27 protein-coding genes and 1 other RNA gene are annotated in these 24,800 nt (G+C 41.6%); 5 read left to right on the forward strand and 23 right to left on the reverse strand.

What is annotated here, in order from left to right; translation table 11 throughout:
* Positions 1-42: 42 nt before the first annotated feature.
* The 8 genes from ASE42_RS11985 to ASE42_RS12010 form a co-directional block, all read right to left on the reverse strand.
* Positions 43-240 (reverse strand): hypothetical protein, encoded by a 198-nt coding sequence (locus ASE42_RS11985; RefSeq protein WP_024422762.1) that lies wholly within the window; start codon positions 238-240, stop codon positions 43-45.
* Positions 241-345: 105 nt separating this feature from the next.
* Positions 346-1,500 (reverse strand): THUMP domain-containing class I SAM-dependent RNA methyltransferase, encoded by a 1,155-nt coding sequence (locus ASE42_RS11990; protein ID WP_056767100.1) that lies wholly within the window; start codon positions 1,498-1,500, stop codon positions 346-348.
* 108 nt (positions 1,501-1,608) lie between these two features.
* Positions 1,609-1,995: RNase P RNA component class B (gene rnpB / locus ASE42_RS18695), an RNA gene on the reverse strand.
* Between the two features lie 61 nt (positions 1,996-2,056).
* On the reverse strand, positions 2,057-2,362 hold the full coding sequence (gene gpsB, locus ASE42_RS11995; protein ID WP_012010336.1) for a cell division regulator GpsB: 306 nt from the start codon (positions 2,360-2,362) through the stop codon (positions 2,057-2,059).
* 75 nt (positions 2,363-2,437) lie between these two features.
* Positions 2,438-2,980: a DUF1273 domain-containing protein gene (locus tag ASE42_RS12000; RefSeq protein WP_056767102.1), complete on the reverse strand. Its 543-nt coding sequence runs from the start codon at positions 2,978-2,980 to the stop codon at positions 2,438-2,440.
* Between the two features lie 48 nt (positions 2,981-3,028).
* Positions 3,029-3,268: a CotD family spore coat protein gene (locus tag ASE42_RS18700; protein WP_073206049.1), complete on the reverse strand. Its 240-nt coding sequence runs from the start codon at positions 3,266-3,268 to the stop codon at positions 3,029-3,031.
* 316 nt (positions 3,269-3,584) lie between these two features.
* Positions 3,585-4,832: a ribonuclease H-like domain-containing protein gene (locus ASE42_RS12005; protein WP_024422764.1), complete on the reverse strand. Its 1,248-nt coding sequence runs from the start codon at positions 4,830-4,832 to the stop codon at positions 3,585-3,587.
* Positions 4,833-4,856: 24 nt separating this feature from the next.
* Complete coding sequence (locus tag ASE42_RS12010; RefSeq protein WP_056767104.1) at positions 4,857-7,103, reverse strand: DEAD/DEAH box helicase; 2,247 nt, start codon at positions 7,101-7,103, stop codon at positions 4,857-4,859.
* A gap of 159 nt (positions 7,104-7,262) precedes the next feature.
* Here ASE42_RS12010 and ASE42_RS12015 point away from each other — a divergent pair, with 159 nt between their 5' ends.
* Positions 7,263-8,381: an NADH-dependent flavin oxidoreductase gene (locus ASE42_RS12015; protein WP_024428115.1), complete on the forward strand. Its 1,119-nt coding sequence runs from the start codon at positions 7,263-7,265 to the stop codon at positions 8,379-8,381.
* A gap of 54 nt (positions 8,382-8,435) precedes the next feature.
* Here ASE42_RS12015 and ASE42_RS12020 read toward each other — a convergent pair whose 3' ends face one another.
* On the reverse strand, positions 8,436-8,942 hold the full coding sequence (locus tag ASE42_RS12020; RefSeq protein ID WP_024422767.1) for a PTS glucose transporter subunit IIA: 507 nt from the start codon (positions 8,940-8,942) through the stop codon (positions 8,436-8,438).
* A gap of 169 nt (positions 8,943-9,111) precedes the next feature.
* Between ASE42_RS12020 and ASE42_RS12025 the strand changes: the two genes are divergently transcribed.
* Positions 9,112-9,531 (forward strand): Hsp20/alpha crystallin family protein, encoded by a 420-nt coding sequence (locus tag ASE42_RS12025; RefSeq protein WP_056767106.1) that lies wholly within the window; start codon positions 9,112-9,114, stop codon positions 9,529-9,531.
* Positions 9,532-9,550: 19 nt separating this feature from the next.
* Here ASE42_RS12025 and ASE42_RS12030 read toward each other — a convergent pair whose 3' ends face one another.
* The 3 genes from ASE42_RS12030 to ASE42_RS12040 form a co-directional block, all read right to left on the reverse strand.
* Entirely contained in the window at positions 9,551-10,012 is a 462-nt protein-coding gene (locus ASE42_RS12030) for a YppG family protein (protein ID WP_024422769.1), read from the reverse strand.
* A gap of 108 nt (positions 10,013-10,120) precedes the next feature.
* Positions 10,121-10,501: a YppE family protein gene (locus tag ASE42_RS12035; protein ID WP_226340828.1), complete on the reverse strand. Its 381-nt coding sequence runs from the start codon at positions 10,499-10,501 to the stop codon at positions 10,121-10,123.
* A gap of 49 nt (positions 10,502-10,550) precedes the next feature.
* Positions 10,551-10,784 carry a DUF5446 family protein gene (locus tag ASE42_RS12040; RefSeq protein ID WP_223251001.1) on the reverse strand — a complete coding sequence of 78 codons (234 nt, stop codon included), beginning with the start codon at positions 10,782-10,784 and terminating at the stop codon, positions 10,551-10,553.
* 197 nt (positions 10,785-10,981) lie between these two features.
* Between ASE42_RS12040 and sspM the strand changes: the two genes are divergently transcribed.
* On the forward strand, positions 10,982-11,086 hold the full coding sequence (gene sspM / locus ASE42_RS12045; protein WP_024422772.1) for an acid-soluble spore protein SspM: 105 nt from the start codon (positions 10,982-10,984) through the stop codon (positions 11,084-11,086).
* Positions 11,087-11,110: 24 nt separating this feature from the next.
* Here the strand turns inward: sspM and ASE42_RS12050 are convergent, their stop codons facing one another.
* The gene (locus ASE42_RS12050) at positions 11,111-12,067 is read right to left on the reverse strand and encodes a DUF2515 domain-containing protein (RefSeq protein ID WP_056767111.1); all 957 of its coding nucleotides are present in this window, start codon (positions 12,065-12,067) and stop codon (positions 11,111-11,113) included.
* A gap of 46 nt (positions 12,068-12,113) precedes the next feature.
* Between ASE42_RS12050 and recU the strand changes: the two genes are divergently transcribed.
* Positions 12,114-12,749: a Holliday junction resolvase RecU gene (gene recU, locus ASE42_RS12055; RefSeq protein ID WP_024428112.1), complete on the forward strand. Its 636-nt coding sequence runs from the start codon at positions 12,114-12,116 to the stop codon at positions 12,747-12,749.
* A 19-nt stretch (positions 12,750-12,768) separates the two neighbouring features.
* Positions 12,769-15,486: a PBP1A family penicillin-binding protein gene (locus ASE42_RS12060; RefSeq protein ID WP_056767113.1), complete on the forward strand. Its 2,718-nt coding sequence runs from the start codon at positions 12,769-12,771 to the stop codon at positions 15,484-15,486.
* A 36-nt stretch (positions 15,487-15,522) separates the two neighbouring features.
* Here the strand turns inward: ASE42_RS12060 and ASE42_RS12065 are convergent, their stop codons facing one another.
* The 10 genes from ASE42_RS12065 to panB all read right to left on the reverse strand — a co-directional run bounded on the left by ASE42_RS12065 (position 15,523) and on the right by panB (position 24,705).
* Positions 15,523-16,032, reverse strand: a complete 510-nt coding sequence (locus ASE42_RS12065; RefSeq protein WP_025093074.1) for a YpoC family protein — start codon at positions 16,030-16,032, stop codon at positions 15,523-15,525.
* Entirely contained in the window at positions 16,029-16,691 is a 663-nt protein-coding gene (nth, locus tag ASE42_RS12070) for an endonuclease III (protein WP_024422776.1), read from the reverse strand. Before nth ends, ASE42_RS12065 begins: the two co-directional genes overlap by 4 nt.
* Positions 16,692-16,708: 17 nt before the next feature.
* Positions 16,709-17,413 (reverse strand): DnaD domain-containing protein, encoded by a 705-nt coding sequence (locus ASE42_RS12075; protein WP_024422777.1) that lies wholly within the window; start codon positions 17,411-17,413, stop codon positions 16,709-16,711.
* Positions 17,414-17,512: 99 nt separating this feature from the next.
* Positions 17,513-18,805, reverse strand: a complete 1,293-nt coding sequence (asnS, locus tag ASE42_RS12080) for an asparagine--tRNA ligase (RefSeq protein WP_024428109.1) — start codon at positions 18,803-18,805, stop codon at positions 17,513-17,515.
* A 114-nt stretch (positions 18,806-18,919) separates the two neighbouring features.
* Positions 18,920-19,405: a cell wall elongation/penicillin-binding protein regulator TseB gene (gene tseB, locus ASE42_RS12085; RefSeq protein ID WP_056767115.1), complete on the reverse strand. Its 486-nt coding sequence runs from the start codon at positions 19,403-19,405 to the stop codon at positions 18,920-18,922.
* Between the two features lie 12 nt (positions 19,406-19,417).
* On the reverse strand, positions 19,418-19,588 hold the full coding sequence (locus tag ASE42_RS18705; RefSeq protein WP_065214698.1) for a YpmA family protein: 171 nt from the start codon (positions 19,586-19,588) through the stop codon (positions 19,418-19,420).
* Between the two features lie 132 nt (positions 19,589-19,720).
* Complete coding sequence (gene dinG / locus ASE42_RS12090; RefSeq protein ID WP_056767117.1) at positions 19,721-22,513, reverse strand: ATP-dependent DNA helicase DinG; 2,793 nt, start codon at positions 22,511-22,513, stop codon at positions 19,721-19,723.
* 113 nt (positions 22,514-22,626) lie between these two features.
* Positions 22,627-23,010 (reverse strand): aspartate 1-decarboxylase, encoded by a 384-nt coding sequence (gene panD / locus ASE42_RS12095; protein ID WP_024422780.1) that lies wholly within the window; start codon positions 23,008-23,010, stop codon positions 22,627-22,629.
* Positions 23,003-23,869, reverse strand: a complete 867-nt coding sequence (panC, locus tag ASE42_RS12100) for a pantoate--beta-alanine ligase (protein WP_056767120.1) — start codon at positions 23,867-23,869, stop codon at positions 23,003-23,005. The genes panD and panC overlap by 8 nt, the downstream gene beginning before the upstream one ends.
* Positions 23,866-24,705 (reverse strand): 3-methyl-2-oxobutanoate hydroxymethyltransferase, encoded by an 840-nt coding sequence (gene panB / locus ASE42_RS12105; protein WP_024422781.1) that lies wholly within the window; start codon positions 24,703-24,705, stop codon positions 23,866-23,868. The genes panC and panB overlap by 4 nt, the downstream gene beginning before the upstream one ends.
* Positions 24,706-24,800 lie beyond the last annotated feature (95 nt).

Genomic DNA, 24,800 nt, shown 5'->3' on the forward strand with positions numbered 1-24,800 from the left:
CATTCAATAGTACCATTTACGCTGGGGAAAAACAATCTTTTTTTATGAGCGCAGGCGATGCTGATAGCTTTCCTTCATTAAAAATGCATGCTCAGAACGTTCTATGTATGCCTGAGCCAGCGCCAAATCTTCAATGGCTGCCGTAAGCTGAGCAGATTGTCCACCTTCATGCCCTTCAATTTCTTGAGCAGTCGAAGCGAGTGCTTTTTGGATTAACTGAATTTGATCATAATGAATCATGAAGACACCTCTTTTTTTAAAATCAAGTTCAGTTTATTCCGTCTTGCTGAGAGTTATACCTTTTCAGCATAAAAAAGCCGCACCTTCTTTCGGTGCGGCTCTTTATTACGATTCAGTTGATTGCTTTCTAGGCGGGCGTTTTCCCCAATATTGATAATAGTCTGTTTTGATAAATCCGTTAAACAGTTTTCTCTTTTTCGTCGCTTTTCTTCCGAAGCACTCTTCGAATTTTTCGTGTGACGTCAAGATGTAAATGGACCATGTATCTAGGTTCTTAAACGCTTCACCCATTCCTTGATACATTTTTTCAACTGCTGGTTTATCACTCAGTCGTTCACCATAAGGAGGATTTCCGACAATCACACCGTACTCTTCTTTTGTTTGAAAGTCTTTTACTTGCATTTGTTTAAACTCAATCAGTTCACTCAGTCCTGCTTCTTCTGCATTCATTTTTGCGATATCTACCATACGATGGTCGATGTCACTTGCAATAATGCGGAGCGGCTGATCATAGTTTGCTTTTTCTTCTACTTCCACACGCGCTTTGTTCCATACGTCTTCACCGATCCATTCCCATGATTCAGACGCAAAATCCCGGTTAAATCCTGGGGCAATGTTTTGTCCTATCATCGCTGCTTCAATGGCGATTGTTCCTGATCCGCAGAAAGGATCAACAAACGGACGGTCAGGTGTCCAGTTCGTTAATAAGACGAGCGCAGCAGCAAGCGTTTCTTTAATAGGTGCTCCGCCTTGATCCATGCGGTATCCGCGTTTATGAAGACCTACACCAGATGTATCAAGCGTAAGAACCGCTTTATCTTTTAAAAGAGCGATCTCGATTTTATATTCAGGTCCCGTTTCTTCAAGCCATTCAGACTGAATGTTGTAGGAGGATTTAAGCTTTTGCGCAATGGCTTTTTTGACGATGCGCTGGCAGTCCGGCACACTGGCAAGCTGAGATTTAACAGATTTCCCGATGACAGGAAACGTACTGTTTTTTGGTAAAAAAGCGGCCCAGTCAATCGCTTTCGTCCGTTCAAAAAGCTCATCAAATGTTTTAGCCGAAAATTCAGCAACTTGTACCTTGATCCGGTCTGCTGTACGCAGCCAAAGGTTTGCACGGCAAATCGCAAGAGCATCCCCCTTGAAAATCACTTTTCCGTTGTCGACTGTGCACTCATAGCCAAGGTCTCTTACTTCTTTTGCAACAATTGCTTCAATTCCCATTGGAGCTGTTGCGATGAGTGTATAGGTTTTCATTGATTTATCACCTGTTTTCTCGTCCTTTTATGTATTCAAGATAAAAGCTCTCCATATGTTGAAATAGGAGAGCTTTGTTTCATCATGTTTATTATAACGGATTTAACGTTCTGTAAGCCATGTTTTGTTCCATCGTACTGCAAACGGCAAATGCCTCGTACTCAGGTGGTAATCATCTATCTACAGAATTCTCTGTCCTTCTCTCCGTTTGGTTCCTTTGAGAAAGTTCCCCTACCAAGTTTGGGTTTCTCGCTCGAGGGGTTTACCGCGTTCCACTCTCACCATTTCTAGTGAGACTTCGTCACTGTGGCACTTTCAAGGATACTTTGCCATATCCTAAAAAGGACGTAGGCATTTTTCCTGCCGTCAGCCTTTCCCAGGCTGCCCTGGCTTATTTTTTCGCCAGGCACGAACACTACGGGCATCTCAGCACCGTGCGAGCATGGACTTTCCTCTGCAATGCCCTAAATAGCATTACAGCGATTACCCGAACGTTAATCAATAAGCGTTATTATAAACGACAATGACATCTGACACAAGCTTTTTTCAGCAACACTCAATCATAAAGTTTGCTGCCGAAAACGTGTTTCTCAAGGTTCGATAGTCTTTTTAAAATATCAAAGTTTGTTGTATTAGACTGTGCAGGCTGTCTTTTCCCTTGTTCAACAGCTTCTTCAAGCTGTTTTGACAAGTGGAGGTTTTCTTGTTGAAGTTTTTCGATTTCTTGGTTGAATGTCTCATAGTCTTTAATGACCATATCTAAAAATTTATCGACTTCTTCTTGTTTGTACCCTCTGACACCTGTTTTAAATTCTTTTTCTAAAATTTCTTTCGCAGAAAGCTTTACTTTATCAGCAAGCATCTTTTTCACCTCATATCGTGAATTCATAGTATATTTTTTCAGAAATACGTGACGTTGTCAAATTTTCTCTTGCTTTTAATCAAAAAACGGATCTTCCGCCTCAACCTGCGCTCTTAGATCATCCATCGTGATGTACATAATCGGGTAATCGGTATAGGCTTCCGCCTCCCTGATCATATACTTCGGCGATCCCTCATGCTCGGGATCATATAAGACGAGAAGACCATCTGTTTTTTCAATAAAAAAGCGGTTCTTTTGTTTAAATTGTGCCGGACTTTCGTACGGTCTATGCGTGACACTTTCTACAAAATCGGCCTGTGCAAGAATTCCTTCATACAACACTTTGTTTTGTTCATTCCAGCGCTCTTCCTGTTCATAAAATGGCGTAATGACTGCAAGTTTTAACGCTGGATATTCCTCCTGAAGCTCAAACACCACTTCGGCTGTCCAAATTTCTGCCCCAAGCTGGCCTGATATGAGAACCCATTCCAGACCTTCTTCGATAAGGGCTGTCAGCCTTTTTTGAAGCTCCGCTTTTATGTATTGAAGTGCAGGCTCGTCTTGTTTGAATATCCCAAGCTCAAACGGCTTGTACCCTGTGACAGCAATAATTTTCATTTTTTCACCTGCTTTTAAAAAATGGGACTTATAAAAGTCCCATTCACTTTATCTGTTACAGCAAGGTCCACCGCAGTTAAAGTGTTGATGTGTTGTCGGGTCCACCTGAGAAAACGTATGCGGGAAGTAGTGAACATGTTTGAAATTATGGTGGTGAACATTTGTCACATGCTGCGGGTGGATATGCGGCACAATTGTTGTTGACTCGCTGTGTGTACAGCAATGATTCGTCGGATGAACAATTGGCTGTGTAACATTCGGATGGCAATGATGGTGATGATGGTACATGTAGCATTCCCCTCTCCTTTATTTTCTTACATTAACAATGTATGAATTAAGAGGTGTACATGTACTAATGCATTAACCTATTTTAAAAGTTGGCAAGAAAAATATCTTTATAGTTTGAAAACACAAAAGCGACCAAAATGACCACAAGAAAAAACAAGTAGAAAAGACCCTTATACATGCTATACGCTCCTCATTCAATATCTAACGTTATTTTACAGGATTCGCGGACTTTCTACAATAAAAGTGCTAAACAATTTTTATTTTCGGCCGAGAGCCGAACGTTGTCATTTTTTGCGCTTTCCCGGGTAATAATATTTCATTGCCCAGCTTTTCTCAATAGCCGTTTTTTTCGTTTCTCAAGCTCTTTTGTGTCTCGCTCGCTTAACGATGAGAAAGATAATAAAGATTCCGTGATGGAAAGAGCTGACCTTGCATCTTTTTGGCGATGCTCTTTACACTTCGCAAGCTCTATACCCGCTTTTAATGCTAAATGGACATCACTTGATTCAAATAATGTTTCCCAAATTCGAACTGCTTCATCCCACTCGTTTAGCCGTTTATATTGTAAGGAGAGATCAAAAGCCGCCTGATTGGCATGTTCAAAATCAGCACCTGTTAATTCCCGCAAATGCTTCGTAGCTTCCTGTACATCACGATGCGCAAGATGCCACCTAGCCAGCGCGTATTTCTCATCGTGCTCCTTTACTGCATCCATAGATAGAATTTTTTTGGATAGATGAATGTAGAGGCTGATTAACGAAAGGACGTCTAATTCATTATGAGTCAAAATCCCTTCAATGAGCTTCGGATTTTGTTCCTTTAAAAAGTGAAAATAGATCATCGGTGCCAAAAAACCCGGTGTGTCTCCTTCCCGGTGAACGTGCAGCTCTTCTTTTTCAACCACAGACAGCGCCATTCGTTCATATTTATGCTTCCACAACCGTCTTGACCCATGCAGAAGATCAAAGTGGCCAAACTCTGGAAGCGCAGGGATTTGATCTCGCAGCAAAGTATGTCTCGTTTTCACTTGCGGCCAATCGAATGATTTTCCATTATATGTAACGAGTGATTCTACGTTCACTTCATCGAGAAAGCTTTTATAAAGAGCCGCTTCATTTCCCGGATTTGTGAGCAGGTGCTGTTTCACCACTACTTTGTCAGCAAAGACCCGCGCATGTCCTAGCAAGAAGATCATATTTCCCGTTCCGCCAGATAATCCAGTTGTTTCTGTATCAAAGAAAAACAGTTCATGCGGCTTGTAACCTTTAGCCGATAGAGAATGCTGGATGCTGCTTTTGTTCCATGCCTCGATGATCTTTGGCAGTTCCGCAAACGAGTAGAGTCCATGCTTATCATCTAATGAATAGGTGACTTCTCGAATGAGACAAAAAGAATCCTCAAAGTGATAAGGAGCTGCTCCCAATTGCTCCCATTCCTTTAAAAATGGAATGTTATCGGCCGTCACAGGCTGAGGTTGCCCTTCCACTGCTTTTTGCCTTTTTTCGTTTGGCTGGTTGTGCGATAGGTGCTTCTTCATTCGATTTAATTTCCCTTTTAAAGACATGAGTAGGTATCTTCCTCCTTCCCCTTAAAATACAGACATCAATTCAACAATGCTGCTTTTTCCGCTCACCTCTTTCATTTCCATGCCAATGCAGGATGGACAGCCGTTCTCACAGCGGCACCGCTCTATCAGCTGAATGGCTGCACCTGCTATTTCATCGAAACGAGCTTGGACTTCTTTGCTTAAACCGATTCCGCCAGGGTAGTGGTCATATAAAAAGACTGTCGGTTTACCGGTATGTGCCGCTTTAATTTGTGAAACAACATGAATATCTGAGCGGTCACACATCACAAAAGCAGGTACAATGTGCTGAAGAACATTTGCGATGCCAAGCAGCAGCTGTTCAAGTGTCTTCTCTTCAAATCTCCGCTCTGCCTCGTGTAATTCAAACCAAGCCGCACTCGTATGAATTTCTTCTTCCGGTAAGTGAATCGGTCCAGACCCGATATTTTCACCAGTACTGAGCCGGATTTTTTTGAAAATTGTTGGCATTGCGTTGACAGTCACATCACCGTAGTGAACAGATACTGCTTCTTTCTCTGTTGTCTGATCGATTTCCAGTACCTTGAGCTGAACAGCTAAATTCGCATCTGTATAGTATTCTACATCTACTTGTTTCACATAAGCCTTCAAATGCTCGTAATCTAGCTTTTCTACTTGATACTGAACCCCTTCATGTAAATAAATCGCCTCATCATGAAGCAGTGTCATTGCACTGAATCGATCCATCTCTCCAATAATCCGAACATTCGCTACGTCGGATTGATCCACAATTACCACATTTTCTTGGCTTGCAGACCGCAGGCTGATGCCATGCGCTGGGAACGATTGATCTGACCAATAATACCGGTTCCCGCTAAAATGAAGAACCCCTTCCTCATGTAAGTATTGCAAAATGTCCTCTACTTCCATGCCGCCAAACTGTTCATCCGTCCGAAATGGCAGCTCGTAGGAAGCACATTTTAGATGATCCACTAAAATAATGAGATTTTCAGGATTGATTCTGGCTGCTTCAGGCGGTCTATTAAAGAAATATTCAGGGTGTCGGACAATATATTGATCAAGGGGTGAGGAACTTGCCACCATGATAATGAGCGCCTCCTCATGACGCCTTCCAGCACGTCCTGCCTGCTGCCATGTACTCGCTACACTGCCAGGATACCCCGTCATAATGCATACCTTTAGCTGACCTATATCTACCCCTAATTCTAGTGCGTTCGTGCTCACGACACCTAGAATGTCTCCTTCTCTTAACCCCTTTTCAATCACGCGCCGCTCTTTTGGCAAATAGCCTCCGCGATACCCGCGAATCGATTTTGGACCAATTTCTTTTTTCACAAGCTCTTGAATATGACTTAAAATCACTTCTACTCGTACTCTGCTTCTAGCAAAAACGATCGTTTGAATTTTTTCTTTTAAAAATGTTTTAGCCAATTGGTTGACGACAGTGGCAGCGCTTTGTCTAATATTTAATGGTTTATTCACCACCGGCGGGTTATAAAACACAAAATTCTTTTTACCGCTAGGCGCTCCGTTTCGTTCAATAAGATGCACTTTGCTCCCTGTGAGCTGCTGCGCCAGCTCTTTTGGATTTGCAATCGTTGCGGAAGTACAAATGAAAATCGGATCACTTCCATAAAATGCACAAATACGTTTTAACCTGCGAATCACATTAGCCACATGACTGCCAAAAACGCCTCGATATGTATGAAGCTCATCAATGACAATATACTTCAAATTCTCAAATAAACTGACCCATTTCGTATGATGAGGCAAAATAGCTGAATGCAGCATATCTGGGTTTGTGATGACAATATGTCCTGCTTGTCTGACTCGCTGCCGAATGGCCGGGGAGGTGTCCCCGTCATATGTTTCACTATGAATCGGAACATCCATCTCGTGGATGATCTCGTTAAGTTCACTCTTTTGATCCTGTGCGAGCGCTTTTGTTGGAAATAAATAAAGAGAGCGGTTTGTCTGGTCTTCTGCAATCGACTGAAGAACAGGCAGATTGTAGCAAAGCGTTTTACCTGAAGCTGTTGGTGTAACCGTTACTACATGCTCACCATTCATTACTCGTTCAAAGGCTTCTTTTTGATGAATATACAGCTCTTTCACGCCTCGTTTTTCAAGCGCCTTTTTTAGCCTGTCGTCCACTCTTTCAGGAACGGGTGAGGTCTGTGCAGGCTTTGCTTCAATTTCATGCCAATGTTCTACCTGTTCGTCTTTCTTTAATTCTTCTATCAGTTCGTTCATTGTTTTCTTTTTCATATTGCGTCCACCTCTCATTCTAGTGTACCGAATATTTGTTTGCATGACTAGGCGGCAATTTTTTGATGCGGACTTATGAGCAAATACTTTGAACTGTTGTAACAGTATCTATTACACTTCTAAAGTGAAATGATTTTATCAAGGAAGAAGATGATCAGATTGAAAAACGAATTTAAGCCTTTATTTGAACCATTTACGTTTCCAGGAGGCGCCTCTATTGATGGCCGGTTAGTGGTTGCTCCAATGACACACTTCGGTTCTCATGACGACGGCACCATTTCAAAAGACGAAATTGACTTCATTACAGCTAGATCAAGTGAAATGGGCATGGTCATTACAGCATGTGCGAATGTGACTCCAGATGGGAAGGCATTTGAAGGACAGCCTTCTATCGCAAGAGATGAAGATATCCCTGGCCTGAAAAAACTGGCTTCAGCTATCCAGGCAAAAGGAACAAAAGCCATCATTCAAATTCATCACGGCGGCTCTCAGGCTCTCCCTCATTTAGTTCCAAACGGTGATGTGGTTGCGCCAAGTGATGTGTTTAAAGATGGAAAACAAATTGCACGCGCTTTAAAAGAAGAGGAAATTACGCATATTATCGACTCCTTTAAAGAAGCGGCAAGACGAGCGGTTCAAGCAGGGTTTGACGGCGTGGAAATTCACGGGGCAAACGGTTATTTATTACAGCAATTTTACTCACCGCATAGCAATCAGCGTACAGATCAATGGGGAGGAAACGAAGAAAAACGTCTAGCTTTCCCTATTGCTGTTGTAGATGCAGTTAAAGAGGCCATCAAAGAGCATGCGGCTAAACCGTTTATCTTTGGATACCGGTTATCTCCTGAAGAACCAGAAACTCCTGGTTTAACAATGACAGAGACGTTTACATTAGTGGATGTTCTCAAAACAAAAAGCCTCGATTATTTGCATATCTCTTTAATGGAGATTGGCTCTAAAGCAAGACGAGGCGCAGATTCTAATAAGACACGTATGGAACTGCTAAAAGAACGCTGCGGCGATGCTCTTCCGCTTATTGGAGTAGGCAGCGTCATTACAGCTGAAGATGCACTCCATGCTTACAATCAAGGAATTCCTCTCATCGCTGTCGCACGAGAGCTGATCGTCGACCCAGATTGGGCAAAGAAAATTAAAGAAGGCAGAGAACAAGAGATTGAAACCGTCATTAAACGCAGCCAAAAAGACAAGTATCTTATTCCAGAAGGATTGTGGTCTGTCATGGAAGCGAGTCAAGGCTGGGTTCCAATGGAGGATTAATGTTCTCACCTCAATAAAAAACTACCCTATCAATGGGTAGTTTTTTTTCATGAACTATTTCATTTTCACTGTAAAGAGCTTGGACGTCTGCTTTTCTACAGAGCCTTTTGGTTCTTTATCAAGTCGTTCGATAAGGTCACCGTTCATAATCACAATCGGTGTCACTGTACTTGACGCTTTCTCTTCAATCAGTTCTAAATCACACGTAATAAGAGGATCCCCGATTTTCACCTTATCCCCTTCTTTCATGTGCGCTTCAAATCCTTCACCATTTAACCCAACTGTTTCAAGTCCGATATGAATCAGAAGCTCAAGCCCCGAGAGTGTTCGAATGCCAATTGCATGTTTTGTATGGAAGAGCTGAATGATTTCACCCTCTACTGGTGACACAATCGTCCCACTTTTTGGTTTTACTGCTACGCCGTCTCCCATCATCTTTTGAGAAAAGACGGGATCTGGTACATCAGTCATATCCATTAACTCTCCATCAACTGGAGAATAAATGACTTCTTCCTTTACATCATCTTGGTTTTTTCCGAAACCGAATAATTTTTTCAGCAATGTCAATTTGCTCCCTTCAAGCTTTGCTTCCTAAATCTATTTCGTGTATGAAACTTTACGCCCATACACCTTGCTTCATTCAACACTATTTAATCATAATTTTTTCCTCTCATCAATTGATAACCGCCTGAGCCCCCTCTGCATAGGCTGTAGATGAGAGGTGATTCAGATGAAACATGAAGGCGAAAAAAAACATGAAATGCTGGCAAATGAAGATATGCTATATGAAGCGATTGAACAATTTTTTGCATCCTCCCCGTTTCACGAGATATTAAATAGTGCAGAGGCACTCATGACCACATCGCATTCACTTGCATCCATTACGACCAATGTGACAGAGGATGAACAGAATGTGTATATCGAGATTCAATTTCCAGACCATTTTGTCGAAGGAGACATTGCGCTAGAAGTAAAAGCCCAATATTTACACTTATCAGTACAGGAAAAAATCAAAACGAATACGACTACCTCGTATTCAAGTTTTACTAAAACGATTTTAATGCCGGCAAAAATAGATGAGACAAAAATGAAGAGTGTGTGGAAAGATCAATCGCTTCATGTGTCTGCGCCAAAGCAAACAACCCAATAGTTCAATCTATTGGGTTTAGCTATGCTTTAAAAATGCTTGTAAATCCTTTCGCCAATGAGCCTACTTGATTCATTGTACTCATCATTTGGCCAGCTGTATCAAACATTTTGTTAAAATCGTATTGCCCATTCGTCTTTTTGAATTGTGACAGCACACTTTTAAATTGAGATGGCTGCTGTTTTTGCGGCCTTGGCAATGGATAAGGGTTCATAGGCGGCTGCATGGGCATCATGCCTGGAGGCGGCTGCATTTGGGGTGGATTCATCGCTTCAGGCGGCTGCATAAGCGGCACGTTTTCTTGGTATCCATAAGGCGGCTGATAAACAGTAGATGGTGCCTGATTCATTCCCCCTCCACCTTGATACGGCGGCATGAAATAGTCTGGAGGCTGCGGAGGCTGCTGCTGCATCTCTGGATACGGAAAAGGCCTTTGCTTGAATTGATTGAATTCATAAGGCTGCTGGTTTGAATAAGGGAACATCTATCTCGCTCCTCTCGCTCTCAACACATATTGATGTCACTCATATATTATGACCAAGAGCAGAAGATGTGCCTAAAGAAGCCATAAGAAAAACGCAGCATCATGTCTTTAGCTGCGCTTTTTGATTTCTTCTATTAAAAGGTTCAGAGTGTAAACCACTGACTCAACTAAATTTTTTACACGGGGTGCGTGCTGTTTACCAAAATAAGATTGCAGGACAACCTCTTTACCATTTTCTTTTACGGCTTCAAGCTGTTCTTGGTGTAAATATCTAGGTTTGGCCTGCTCAATAAACGAGATCGCAGCGGTGAGCCACTCCTCCATTTTCTGATCAAATGTAACAACGGCCGGCTGAATATCCGTATAAAAATCATACGATGGGTATTCCTCTTCAGCCTTTCCCTTTTGGTACTGCTTATACGCTTCTTCGATCCATATTCTCAAGTTTTGTGTATGTTCAAGTAATGTTTGATTATCCAAAGTGTTCACCTCTATGAACCATCCTATCAAACGTTTACCTATTGCTCAAATAGAAAAGCTATCCGGCGTGATATGCCGGTCTTGCTGCCAGTTTATACTCGGCTGCATGAAGCTTCACTTCACAGTCCTTTACTTCTGATTCAAGCCGGTCAATTATTTGTTCTTGCTCTTCTATCGCTGCACGTTTCGTCTGCTTCACAGCAAGAGACAGCTCTTCCTCCACCGCATCAATTTTTCGCTCGATTTCCTCTAACAACTGCATAATGGATTCTTTTGATACAAATTCGCTCATCATCAGATTCCTCCTTTATTGTCTCTCGTTACATTCTCTTTTCTTTCTCCCCCTCCTTCACACATGACAAAACTAGAAGCAAATCGCCAATCTAAGTGTAGATGAGCGCTATTTCTTCCTTTTCGACAGATGCTTGTCCTTCTTTGTATGATTGCGTCCGATTGTGTAAATTCTAAGGACAAAAGGAGGTAGATTTCATGAAAAAGCAGCCAGCACCAAAAGAGCAAAAGCCAAAAGGGAAAGAAAACAGTCCAGATCAGCTTGATAAAAAGCTCGGCGGTCCTAATCGTCCATCAACGTAAAAAAAAGCAGGCACCCCCTGCTTTTTATTTATGCAAAAAATAGTGCTCTAATGAGAAAAGAAAACGAAGCTGTCTTTTTTTATGGAAATACCAGTCGGTCAGATCAATCTGCTTTGGCAGCGGCTCTGCCTCAAATAAAGATGGACTCAATTTCTTTTGAAACCAATCTTCCCTTTGATCGTCTAATGAATGTGTCATCACCGGATAAACCGTCCGAAGAAAAGGTGTTGACCTTCTAGCGATCCCTAAAAACGGCTCAAAATCAAACCGAGACCCCGTATGCGGAACGGTATGCAAAAAATGATAAAAATCCGAAAACAAATCGGCTCGAAATAATAGTTTCGCTAGTTTTTTACCTAATGTAATGCGCTCCTTTACATTGGAAAACTTCCGTATGGTTATGCCGTACAAATGCCCGTCCACCGTTGGAAAAACAACGGTTTGGAAATGTCCCCACTCGCTGAAAAGATATTGAATCGAGTGAAAAACATTCTTTTTCAGAAGAGGATTTTGTATAATAGGAGATTGTATAGTATATTGTTCATTTATGATGAGTGCATATAGCAGACGCTCTGTGTCACGCTTTAGCCAGAAACGTTCCCACTCAGCGCTCATAAACCGAGACACGGAGAAATAAGGCAGCAGATGAAACAAAGGTTTACTGCATCGCTTAGACCATTCATACAAAAGAAGCTGAGGGTAAGCATCCGAAAAGATCAGCCAATTCGCTCTTTCATATGCTGTGAAAAAAAGGTGCCCCTGCTGATCCGTTAAACCTGGATGGAAGAGCTCGCCCTTTAAATCCGTCATGGACCACCCAGCATTTCTCGAGACAAAGGAAGCGAGCAGCGACCATTTCATCTCTGGATGCCGGTCATAAAAGCGCTTGTAAGCATTTGTCCTCGTCAGGTTGTCTTTATTTTTTGCTTTCGTTTCACGCAAAATTTGCTGAGTGATGATGTGCTCTTCTTGGGACAACATGGTGATCTCTCCAATACAAAATGCATTAAAAGGAGGCTGAAACTTGATGATTCGGTATCCAAACGGAAAATCGTATCAGCCCATTCAACAAATTGGGACAAAAAAAAGAATCAGCGGCGAATCCTCTTATAGTAACCGCGGGATGACGCTTGAGGCTGATTTAAATGAAACGAACCAATACTATTTGGTCAACGGGATCGCAGTCATTCATAAAAAGCCTACCCCAGTTCAAATTGTGAATGTGGATTACCCAAAAAGAAGTGCTGCTGTCATTAAAGAAGCCTATTTTAAACAATCATCCACAACAGACTATAACGGGGTGTACAAAGGCCGCTATATCGATTTTGAAGCAAAGGAAACCAAAAGCACTACCTCGTTTCCGCTCAAAAATTTCCACGACCATCAAATTGAGCATATGAAACAGGTTGAAAAGCAAGGCGGCATTTGTTTCGTTATTATATCCGCTTTTGGCTCCGTTTATTATTTGCCCGCTTCAGATCTCTTTTACTTCTGGGAGCGGCAGAAGAAAAACGGCCGTAAATCCATTAGCAAAGACGAATTAATGGAAGCTGGCCACATAATGACACTTGGATATTCGCCAAGAATTGATTATATTAAAGTAGTGGAGACACTTCATTTTTCGGATGAAAGCAATCAGCAATTACGTTCGAAAAAGGTTTAACACGAAAGGTTGAGATGTGATGTCTGATCAATTTACAAGTCGTGAACAGCGACGTAAAGCAAGTCAAGTTAACAATAAGAAGCAAAAGAACAAAAAAGGCAAAAAGAAAGCAGGTCTATTTAAAAAAATATTTTTATCTTTACTCGTGATCGGTCTACTTTGTTTAGTTGCCGGAATCACAACTTTTGCCGTTTTTGCATCAAGCGCTCCTTCTATTGATGATAGTAAGCTTAAAACACCATACTCTTCAAAGCTTTATGATAAAGACAAGAAAGTGTTTGCAGAAGTTGGTGCAGAAAAAAGAACGTATGTCTCGATAAAAGATATACCCGATGTGGTAAAAGACGCATTTATTGCGACTGAAGATGCACGTTTTTATAAGCACCACGGGATTGATCCAATCCGTATTGGCGGTGCCCTTGTCGCAAACGTTGAGGACGGCTTTGGTGCTGAGGGCGGAAGTACCATTACACAACAGGTTGTGAAAAACTCCCTCCTAACCAATCAAAAGACGTTAAAACGGAAAGTACAGGAAGTATGGCTCTCGATTCAGCTTGAGCAAAAATACTCTAAAGATGAAATTTTAGAAATGTATTTAAACCGGATTTTCTTCTCTCCTTATGCTTATGGAGTTGGGAAAGCAGCTGAACAATTTTTCGGAGTCACAGATTTAAATAAACTAACCGTTGCACAAGCTGCTACACTTGCAGGTATGCCGCAGAGTCCTTCTGCTTATAACCCAGTGAAACATCCCGAGGCAGCGGAAAAACGCCGTAATATCGTTTTAAGCCTTATGAAAAAACAAGGCTACATTTCAGAAAAAGAATATGACGTTGCAAAAGCAACCCCTGTCAGTAAGACAGTTGTTTCAGCTAGTAAATATAAGAGCCAAAACTCTAGTAAGTACTCTGCCTACATTGAAGAAGTGATGGAAGAAGTACAGAAAAAAGCCAAAGTGGATGCATCAACTGATGGATTAAAAATCTATACTTCCCTTGATCGAAATGCACAGGATCATCTAAATGATATCATCAATGGAGATTCAGTTGGATTTACGAAAGGGATGCAGGCGGGTGTGACCCTGCTTGATACGAAAAATGGTGAAATTCGCGCCATTGGCGGTGGACGTGATGTACCAGCCGGCGGCTTTAATTATGCGACGGATGCAAAACGCCAGCCAGGGTCCACAATCAAACCGATCTTAGATTACGGCCCAGTCATTGAAAACAAAAAATGGTCAACATATCAGCAAATTGATGATGCACCGTATACGTACTCAAACGGTACGCCGATTAATAACTTTGACAGAAGACACTTAGGGAAAATGTCGATGAGAAGTGCTTTGGCACAATCACGTAACATTCCTGCCCTAAAAGCTTTCCAAGAAGCTGGTACAGACAATGCCGTTCAATTCGCTAATAACTTAGGTATGGACTTACCTTCTGACATTCCAGAGTCCTACTCAATCGGTGGATTTGACGATGGTGTCTCCTCCCTGAAGATGGCTGGAGCATTTAGTGCATTCGGTAATAACGGATACTATAACGAACCGCATGCTGTCACGTCTGTTGAATTTAATGACGGTACAAAACTTGACCTTACGCCGGACTCAAAAGCAGCAATGAGTGATTATACAGCATTTATGATCACAGATATGCTGAAAACTGCTGTCCAATCTGGAACTGGTACACTTGCACAAGTACCGAACGTTCAAGTAGCTGGTAAAACAGGTACAACGAACTTTATAGAAAAAGATATTAAGACACACAATATCCCTTCTGGCGGTGCAAAAGATTCGTGGTTTGTCGGTTATACGCCGCAATATACAGCAGCCGTTTGGACTGGAATCGGTAATTCAAAAGATGCAGACGGCAAAGTATGGCTGAATGAAAACGAGCAGCGTGTTGCCAAAATTGTCTTCCAGCGATTAATTTCTCAAATTGATGATGGAAGCGGCTCATTTGAAAAACCAGACAGTGTCGTTGAAGCTACGGTTGAAAAAGGATCCGATCCTGCAAAATTAGCCGGACCGAATACACCAAGTGACAAGAAGACAACAGAATACTTTGTAAAAGGTACGGTTCCAACAAAAGTGTCTGACACTTTTGAGAAAAAAGAAGCCGATAAGCCTTCTGACTTAAAAGCGGTGTATGATGAAGAGAAAAAATCCATCACACTGACTTGGGGCTATTCTGACGACGCTGATGCTACATTTAATGTCAAGCAAGCAGTTGATAATGGCGGCTATAAAGATATTCAAAACAGCTCTGCTAAAGAAGCGGTCATCTCTGATGTGAAGCCTGGCTCCACTTATAAATTCCAAGTGACAGCCACTGTAGATGATGTCACAAGTAAAGCGGCTTCTACCTTCCTCACCATTAAGGATGACGCAGATGAGGAAGAAAAAGCGGATGATGAGAATAAAGAAGAAGAAGAACCGCAGCAGCCTGACGACGAACAGACAGACCAAACTGACAATAACAAAAATCAGCCCCCTGGCACTGATGAGCAAAAGCCTGATGACAAAAAAGATCAAGATAAGGATAAGGATCAAGACCAAGGTGGAAATACAGAAAACGGAAATAATGGTTCTTCAGAAAATGGCTCAGACAGTACAAATGGGAACAGCAGCAACTCGCAAACTGATAATAAAGATAAAAAGAAAGATGATGAGAAAGCCAACTCTCAAAGTTCCAATTCGCAATCAAATGCTACTTCTCGAAAAGAAGATGAATAATGAAAAAGCACTTGCCTCCTATGGCAAGTGCTTTTTTTAACGCTGCTGTCTGATTTTTTTTAATGCTTCATATTTTCCATACTGCTTTTTTAATTCCGTGTATAGCTCGTCCAATTGAATAAAGCAGTGATATTGAGTTGGTTTTAGCAAAATGAACTCTAAACGTTCCGTCCAATTAATCGGAGCAACAGGAAATGTCTCTTGCTTGATATGTTCCCATTCAAACGTTTGGACACTCTCCCCTTTGATCCAGTAAAACATCGCAATCATACTGACGATTCCTTGCAGCATATCATCTTCTTCACAGCGGGATTTTCTTGTTTGGAAACGAGGAAGCATTTTTTCTTTTAATTCGTCCCACAGCTCAAACATCACAGGAACAAATCCTTCCGTTTCCTGCCATGGAAACTCGTCTGTTAAAACTTCTGAAGATAGATCATATGCGAGCGGATTGGCTCTCAGTATATCTACTCGATCACCTTTAATCTCTACCTTTTTTTCTTTTAGCTTTTCGACATATGAGGTGAAAACAGCTGCCCCGCTCATGCCAGCTTCACCAATCCTTTTTTCAGCCTCTTCTGCCCTTCTCTGCACATATCAAGAAGTGGACACGATTCGCACTGCGGCCGCTGCGCCTTACAATGATATCTTCCAAAAAAGATTAGACGGTGATGCGTCACAGACCAATCTTCTTTTGGCACCTTTTTCATCAAGGTTTGCTCTACTTCAAGCACAGAATCCTTCCAGCGGCAGATGCCTAGACGCTTGCTGACTCGTTCTACATGTGTATCTACTGCTATTGCCGGTACTCCAAAAGCGACTGAAACGACGACATTTGCTGTTTTCCGGCCAACCCCAGGAAGCTTAACAAGCTCGTCCCGGTCCTTTGGTACTTCACCGCCATATTCTTCAATCAGCATTTTGCTCAACTTTTGAATGTTTTTAGCCTTATTTCGATAAAGACCAATCGAGCGAATATCTTGCTGGAGTTCTTCAAGCGGTACACTTAAATAGTCTTCTGGTGTTTTATATTTTTGAAATAACGTTTTGGTGACCTTGTTTACAAGCACGTCCGTACATTGAGCAGAGAGCGCAACAGCAATCACAAGCTCAAATGGGTTGGCATGAACAAGCTCACACTCAGCCTCTGGAAACATATCTCCTATAATATCTAAACACTCATTGATTTGTTTTTTTGATAACATGCCTTCTCCTTTATTGGTTATTGTTCCAGCCAATTATAAAAAGGAACTTGTCGTTTATAAGTGGACGTCTCTTCATTTGAAGGTGGCGTTTTCTGCTGAGAACGGAAGTGCTGGCTATGTTCTTTTGCTTCTTTCGCTGTTTTCAGCCCTTTCTTTTTCCACTCAAATAAAATTCGATCAATATAACGGAAATTTAATTTCCCTGATAAAACGGCTTCTCTTAGTGCTAGCCGAATCATCTCAGCATCATGATGGTCTTGATCCATCCAGATCGAAAGTGTTTCTCCTTCAAGAGGTGACAGCGGTCTGCCGAATTCATCTTCAAATAAAGCATATAAAGATTTTTCAGCCTGCACCTGTTGTTTTTGAACTTCTTTCGCCTGTTTTGTTTCTAAAAAGTCATACAGCACGCCCCATAAAGGTTCTACTGAGTAACGGTCATGCTGAATACCAGACCTGTCTTCAAATGGCTGAATCGAGATAAATCCTTTTTGAATCAGATGCTGAACCATATACGCGCACTCTTCCGCTGAAATGGTCATCCCTTGAGAAAGCTCTTCAAATGTTTGAAAGAAAACGCCTTGTTCTTCATTCATTTTAATCTTGAGCATCACCATCATCTGTGATTCATTCAGTCCTAACTGCTCATAATGAGCAATCAGCAAATTAGGCAAACTTGTCGACCCCATTTGCTGCATATTAATAAATTGCTGCCTATTCATCGGATACACCTCTTCACTTTAAGTATATCACGTTTTATTTCACGTGCCTCTCTAAAAAGACGTTTGAAAAAGCCTCCATTTGTTGGAGGCTTTCACGTCTTAAGGGTATAAACGGTTTAATAATCTTGGGAAAGGAATGGTTTCACGCACATGCGGCGCTCCGCTAATCCAAGCAACTGTACGTTCAAGTCCAAGACCAAAACCTGAATGCGGTACAGAACCGTATTGTCTTAATTCTGTATACCATTTGTAAGTTTCTTGATCAAGCCCATGTTCTTTCAATCTTGCTTCAAGAAGCTCTAAATCATGAACACGCTCAGAACCGCCAATAATCTCTCCGTAGCCTTCTGGTGCAATCAAGTCTGCACAAAGGACAACATCTTCACGATCCGGTGCTGGCTGCATATAAAACGGTTTTAATGATGTTGGGTAATGAGTGATAAACACTGGTTTATCATAGCTTTCGGCGATCGCTGTTTCGTGAGGCGCACCGAAGTCATCTCCCCATTCGATATCATCAAAGCCTTTTTCCTGCAAGAATTTTATCGCTTCATCGTAAGTGATGCGCGGGAATGGTGCTTTGATATTTTCTAATTTTGCTGTATCACGGCCTAGCGTTTGCAGCTCCACTTTACAGTTTTCAAGTACACTTTGTACAACATGAGACACATAATTTTCTTGATACTCAAGGTTTTCATTGAATTCGACAAAAGCCATCTCCGGCTCGATCATCCAAAACTCAATTAAATGACGTTTTGTTTTAGATTTTTCAGCTCTAAATGTTGGGCCAAATGAGAATACTTTTCCGAGTGCCATTGCTGCAGCTTCCATGTAAAGCTGGCCACTTTGAGAAAGGTATGCATCTTCATCAAAATATTTCGTAGCAAACAGTTCCGTTGTGCCTTCAGGTGCACTTCCAGTTAAAATTGGCGGATCTACTTTCACGAAACCTTCTTGATGGAAGTATTCATATGTAGCACGAATAATTTCGTTACGGATTTTCATAATGGCATGCTGTTTTTTAGAACGAAGCCATAAATGACGGTGATCCATTAAGAATTCTGTTCCATGCTCTTTTGGTGTAATTGGATAATCTGTCGCTTCATGAATCACTTCAATGGATTTCACTTGCAATTCAAAACCTAGCGGTGAACGCTCATCTTTTGTCACTTGACCTGTTACATAGACAGATGTTTCTTGAGTGACTGATTTCGCAAGCTTAAAGACTTCCTCTTCCACTTCTGCTTTTACTACGACTCCTTGAATAAAGCCTGTCCCGTCACGCAGCTGCAAAAATGCAATTTTTCCGCTTGAACGTTTATTGGCAATCCATGCGCCGATTGTTACTTCTTGATCGACGTGTTTGAACACTTGATTAATCGTTGTTTTCAACATAATTCCCTCCAAAGCCAGAAAGAAACTCACCTTTAGACAGGTGTGAATCTTTTTTCATACATTTTATTATAACCGTTCTAAATCAGCATGGTCAACGCAAGACAGGAGAAACTACGGTGTTAAATTTTTTTCCACGTGTCCTGTCGAGAAGTCGACATAGCTGAAGCTATATTGATTGTTTTCATTTAAGTATGTCACTTCCCAAAGAAGTACGTCACCTTCTCTCGCTAATTTGACTTCTTTTAGCTTAGAGACCGTGTTCTCCTTTTGAACGGCTTGTACTGCTTGATTCGAGGTAATGCCTTCTTTTGCTTTTTTTGCGATCACTTTTTCTTTTTTGCTGGCAGGAACCCAAACGTAGATCGTTTCATTCTGTTTGTTTTTCCCTTCAACAATAAATTGTTTTTCTTTCCCGACAAAGGTTTCCACTTGCTCCACTTGTACGATGTTTGCTTGTTCTTTTGCTCGTTCGATCGCTGCTTCATGCCCTTGTTCTCTTTGTCCCATGGCAATTTGATAAATCCACGTAAAGCTGATGATGCCAATAAGCAGAACGAGAGCCACTACAGATGAAATAATCCAGACTATTTTTTTCATGTCAAGCTTCCCCTATGTGCGATATATCGTAAATACCGCTTGATTTTGGTCTTCTTGATCTAATGCTAATCCAAACATGAGATCTTCTCTTTTAAGCGTTCTGTTCAATAAATCAACGATTTTGTATAGGTCTTCTGAATGCTTAATTTGAACAGTTGAAAGTACCTCTATTTTACTTTCCACTTCTAATTCCTCCTCGGTACGTAAATATTGTTAGTCATACTTTTCTGCACGGGAACCGATACTATTTTTACAACGGAACACAAAAAGCCGTTACGATAAATTAACTCCAAACCCACACCAGCTAAAGGCCGCTTATGACAGCGGCTTTTCGTTGTTAAGGTTTTCTATATACGCCTCAAGTGACTCTTTTGACATCTCGTGAACCGGCGCATGAGGGAGTGATTCTAAAAATAGTTTTCCATATGAAGCTGTTTTCACTCGGCGGTCTAAAATCAGCAATGTGCCTATGTCTTTTTCAGAGCGCAGCAAGCGTCCAGCTCCTTGCTTAAAGGTTAACACAGCTTCTGGTAAAGCGACGGCTTTAAACGGATTCTTCCCTTGTTTTTTAGCTGCATCACATTTGGCTTCAATGAGAGGAGAATCAGGCGGCCTGAACGGAAGACGTGCCATGATGACTGTTGTCAGCTCTGAGCCTGGAAAATCAACACCTTCCCAAAAACTACCCGTACCAAGTAAAATAGCTTGTTTTGCTAATTTGAACATTTTCGTTAATTTTACGGGGCTTCCGCCTGTCAAACCTTGAGCAAAAAGGGCTGACTGCATCCCTTCTGTTTTTAGCTCTTCATAGACTGCTTTTAACATCTCATGTGAATTAAACAAAACCAATATTTTTGCATGCTGCTGCTTTTCCATAACCTTAATATATTGCGCAGCCTGCTTTACATAATCTCGTTCATCACGGTTTGTAATCGGCGGCATGTCTGCTGGAACAATGACCTTAAGCTGTTTTTCAAGTTCAAAAGGTGAATCAATTTGCACAAGATGAGGGTAAAAATCTTGCAGGCCAAACCGTTCCAAGCAATAATCAAAGCGGTGATTGATGGTGAGTGTCCCTGATGTGAGGACAACACTCTTTTTGTTCATAAAGAAACGATCAGCCAAAAGCTCCCCAGTATCTAACGGCTGTGCATGCATAAAGACTGCGTTTTTGGCACCTTTTGCATCAATTTCAATCCAAACCGTTTCATCGTTTTTCGGTTCAAAGATAAACCGGTACAGTGTACTGCAAAAAGTATGCATAAACGACATGACTTGGTCGTATTCCTCTGCTTCAAAGGCAAAGTGTTCTGTCAGCTGATCACTTTTTTGAAGAAGCTCATTTTTTTGCTGTTCATACAGTTTCTCACAAGCAATTAACAAGGAACAAAGCTTACTTGCCGTTTCTTTAATCCGTTTCCACTGAGCATGCTTTGAATGATGACGTACTCTATGAATGAGACGATTGATGTCGGCTTTTGGTTTTGTCCTTTTCACAAATGAATGGACGGTGCTAAAGAAAGCGTCACTTTCCATTTGAAGCTGATTGAGATACTCATCCATTTCAATAAAGGTGTCTGTCTGTAACCCTGCATGATGAAATCTCTTTTTCAGTTTCTTTAACAGTCCGCCTTGCAAGGAGCCAAGCTGCGTTAATTTCGCGTGAAGCTGGATATAAGACGCACTATCCCCTAGTGTTTCATTGGCTGTTTTCTCAAATTGATGGGCTTCGTCTATCACATATACGTCAGCATGCTGAAAGATAGACGATGCCTCCGTTTGTGATAAAAGCAGACGATGATTCGTTAAAATTATATCAGCTGTTCTTGCCCTTTTTTTGGCGCGCTCATAAAAGCAATACTCTTTAAAACGGCGCTTTTTCGATGTAAACGGCATATGCACACAAGAAATGCGGTCTTTTATATTGGCAGCTCCTGACGGTAAATTCAGTTCAGATAAATCACCTGTTTCTGTTACAAGGAGCCACATTAAAATTTGCGCCTTCGTTAAGACGACATCATAGTTATCATCTTCCTCATGAAGCACATGCTCAAACTTATCTAAACAAATGTAATGCGCCCGACCTTTAAATACACAGGCAGCAGGCTCAAACGGAAGCAATTGATTCAACATCGGCACATCGCGCTGAAGCATTTGCTGCTGCAAAAGTATGGAATATGTACTAATAATGACAGGTTTTCCTGATTTCCTCGCTTCTAGAGCAGCTGGGATGAGGTAAGCGAGCGTTTTTCCAATACCCGGTGCCGCTTCAATTAATGCATAGGCTCTTTCATGAAACACGTCTCTCACTTTATTCATCATCGTAAGCTGGCCTTCTCTTACCTCATAGCCTTCTACCGTTTGCGGAAGCTTCTTTTTGATTTCCTCAAACAGCTGTTCATCATCTTCACTTACTGAATGTGTCGCCCTGCTGATAGGATTGGTGACATTTTTTACAGCAAAAGAGCCGACTTCCACTAAAGAATCTTCCCAGCTAGCATGGCTTGTTTCAAGCTGCTTAATTAAAAGTCCTATATCACTTAGGAGATAAGAGGATAATCTGCGCAGCTGCTTCAGCACATTTTTCGGTGTATGTTTTAATTGATGTAATAAAGTTAAAAATAACATGGCAGTAACTTCCGCATCACTATCCGCCCTATGCGGGTGGTCATGTGGAAGCATGAGCTCTTCACTTAATTCAGTGAGCTTATAACCTTCAAGCTCAGGATAAAGAATTCTAGAGATCTCAACTGTATCAATTGCTAGCACATCCAGCTCATTTTTCCCGCATGCTTTTAGTTCATCATTTAAAAAATTCAAGTCAAAATGAACATTGTGCGCAACAAAATAAGCACCCTGTATGAGATCATACACCTCTTGGGCAATGTCCTCAAAAAACACCGCATCGTCAACCATGTGCTGCTGAATGCCTGTCAGCTGTTCAATAAATCCTGGGATTGCTTTTCCCGGGTTCACATATTTTGAATACCGTTCGACAATTTGTCCATTTTCAATGACCACCGCAGCTATTTGAATGATTTTATCACCCTTTTTAGGTGAATTCCCGGTGGTTTCAATATCAACGACAACAAACCTTTGATCGGTCATAAAATGGACACCTCAATTCCTCGTTTCACCCTAAAGTGAAACACGCTCTGGACAAAATAGATGAAACAGAACAGCCTCTCTTCTGAAACTGTTCTGTTTCCACGGAGCCTGCGTTATAAAATCGTTCTCGCAGGCTCTTGTCCAATCATTTGTTCAATTTGATTTTGTTTATTTAACACGACCACTTTTGGTGTATGTGTCTTAGCTTCTTCTTCTGACAGCATCCCATAAGCGATAATAATGACCTCATCCCCTGGCTGAACCAATCTCGCCGCCGCCCCATTTAGACAAATGACACCGCTCTTTCTTTCGCCGGGAATAATATATGTTTCAAGTCTCGCGCCATTATGATTATTGACAATTTGTACTTTCTCATTTGCCATCATACCTGCCGCATCAAGTAAATCTTCGTCAATTGTAATACTTCCTACATAATGTAAGTTTGCTTCTGTTACCGTTGCTTTATGAAGCTTAGATGTCATAAAGGTTCTATACATGTTTTTCACCGCTTTCAGGAACATGGAAAATCACATTATCAATCAGTCTTGCCCGTGAGAATTTCACCGCAACCGCCATAATGACTTGACCTGCTAACTGCTGAAGCGGCTCAAGTTCTGGATAAGAATAGATCTCAATATAATCAATTTCTCCGCACGTCTGAACAAGTTCCTCTTCAATCAGCTGATACACACGACTGACATCACGTTCACCGTTTTCAACAGCTGACCGTCCTTTTTTTAATGCGCGGTATAAAGCGGGTGCTTCTTGTCTTTCTTTTTCTGACAAGTACACATTCCTTGAGCTTTTCGCTAAACCGTCTTCTTCTCTGACTGTCGGTACAGATACAAGGTGAAGATCAAAGAAGAAATCCTTGATCATCGCATCGATCACAGCGACTTGCTGTGCATCCTTTAGTCCAAAGTAGACATTTGTTGGTGACACAAGATGAAACAGCTTTGTGAGCACAGTGACAACGCCGTCAAAATGTCCTGGACGTTTTTTTCCGCATAAGACATCTGTCCGCTTTTGAACCGTCATCGTAATAGATGGTTCATTTTGGTACATTTCCTTCACATCAGGTGTAAATAAAATATCCACCCCTGCTGCTTCTGCCAGACGCTGGTCTCTTTCCATATCCCTTGGATAGGATTCAAAGTCTTCATTTGGTCCAAATTGCAACGGATTGACAAAAATACTCATCACGACAATGTCATTTTGACTTCTTGCCTCTTTCGCAAGCGTCAGATGTCCTTCATGAAGAAAACCCATCGTTGGGACAAAGCCGATGGAATGCTGTTTTTCTTGATGCTGCTTGATTAATTCTTTTAGCTCGTGAATATGGGTGACAACATTCATTTTTTGATTCCCCCATATAAGCCATCAAGGACTTCTTCTTTGATATGAAACGTGTGCATGTCCTCTGGAAATGTGCGTGCTTTTACTTCTTTCGTATATTGAATGAGCGCTTCTTCTAAAACAGTATCAATTTGCGCGTATTGTTTCACAAACTTAGGTGTTCTAGACACCCCGTATCCTACCACATCATGGTAAACGAGAACTTGTCCGTCTGCCTCAGCTCCTGCACCAATTCCGATCACAGGAATCTTCAGCATGTCGGTAATTCGTTTTGTCAGTTCGCCAGGTACGCATTCCAGCACAAGAGCGATTGCACCGGCTTCCTCACATTTCAAGCTGTCTTCAATCAATTTTTGAGCACTTTCGTGGTCTTTTCCTTGCACTTTATATCCGCCAAGTACACCAACTGATTGAGGTGTGAGGCCTAAATGACTGACGACAGGAATTCCGCCTCTTGTTAAAGCTTGAATGGATTCAAATACTCCATCTCCGCCTTCTAGCTTTAAGGCATCGGCACCACTTTCTTGCATGATGCGTGCAGCATTTTTCATTGTTTCTTCTAACGAATAATGGTAAGACATAAATGGCATATCAGTCACAACAAATGTGTCTTTTGCGCCTCTTTTCACTGCTTTTGTGTGATGGATCATATCATCCATCGTGACTTGAACTGTGGAATCTAGTCCAAGTACAACCATCCCAAGTGAATCACCAACTAAGATCATGTCGACTTCCGCTTTTTCCGCTTGCTTTGCAGCTGGATAGTCGTATGCGGTCAGCATCACAATAGGTTCGTTTTGTTCTTTCATTTTGAAAAAATCTAGCTTTGTCTTCATTTGTTCCTCCTCATTCTGGAGAGGAGATGGCTTGCCTCACATCACATGCTTTGATTTCTCATGTGCGGCGAATCATCCCTCTGTCCAAGTCCCTT

It is taken from the genome of Bacillus sp. Root920 (assembly GCF_001429445.1).
Lineage (GTDB): Bacteria > Bacillota > Bacilli > Bacillales > Bacillaceae > Bacillus > Bacillus safensis.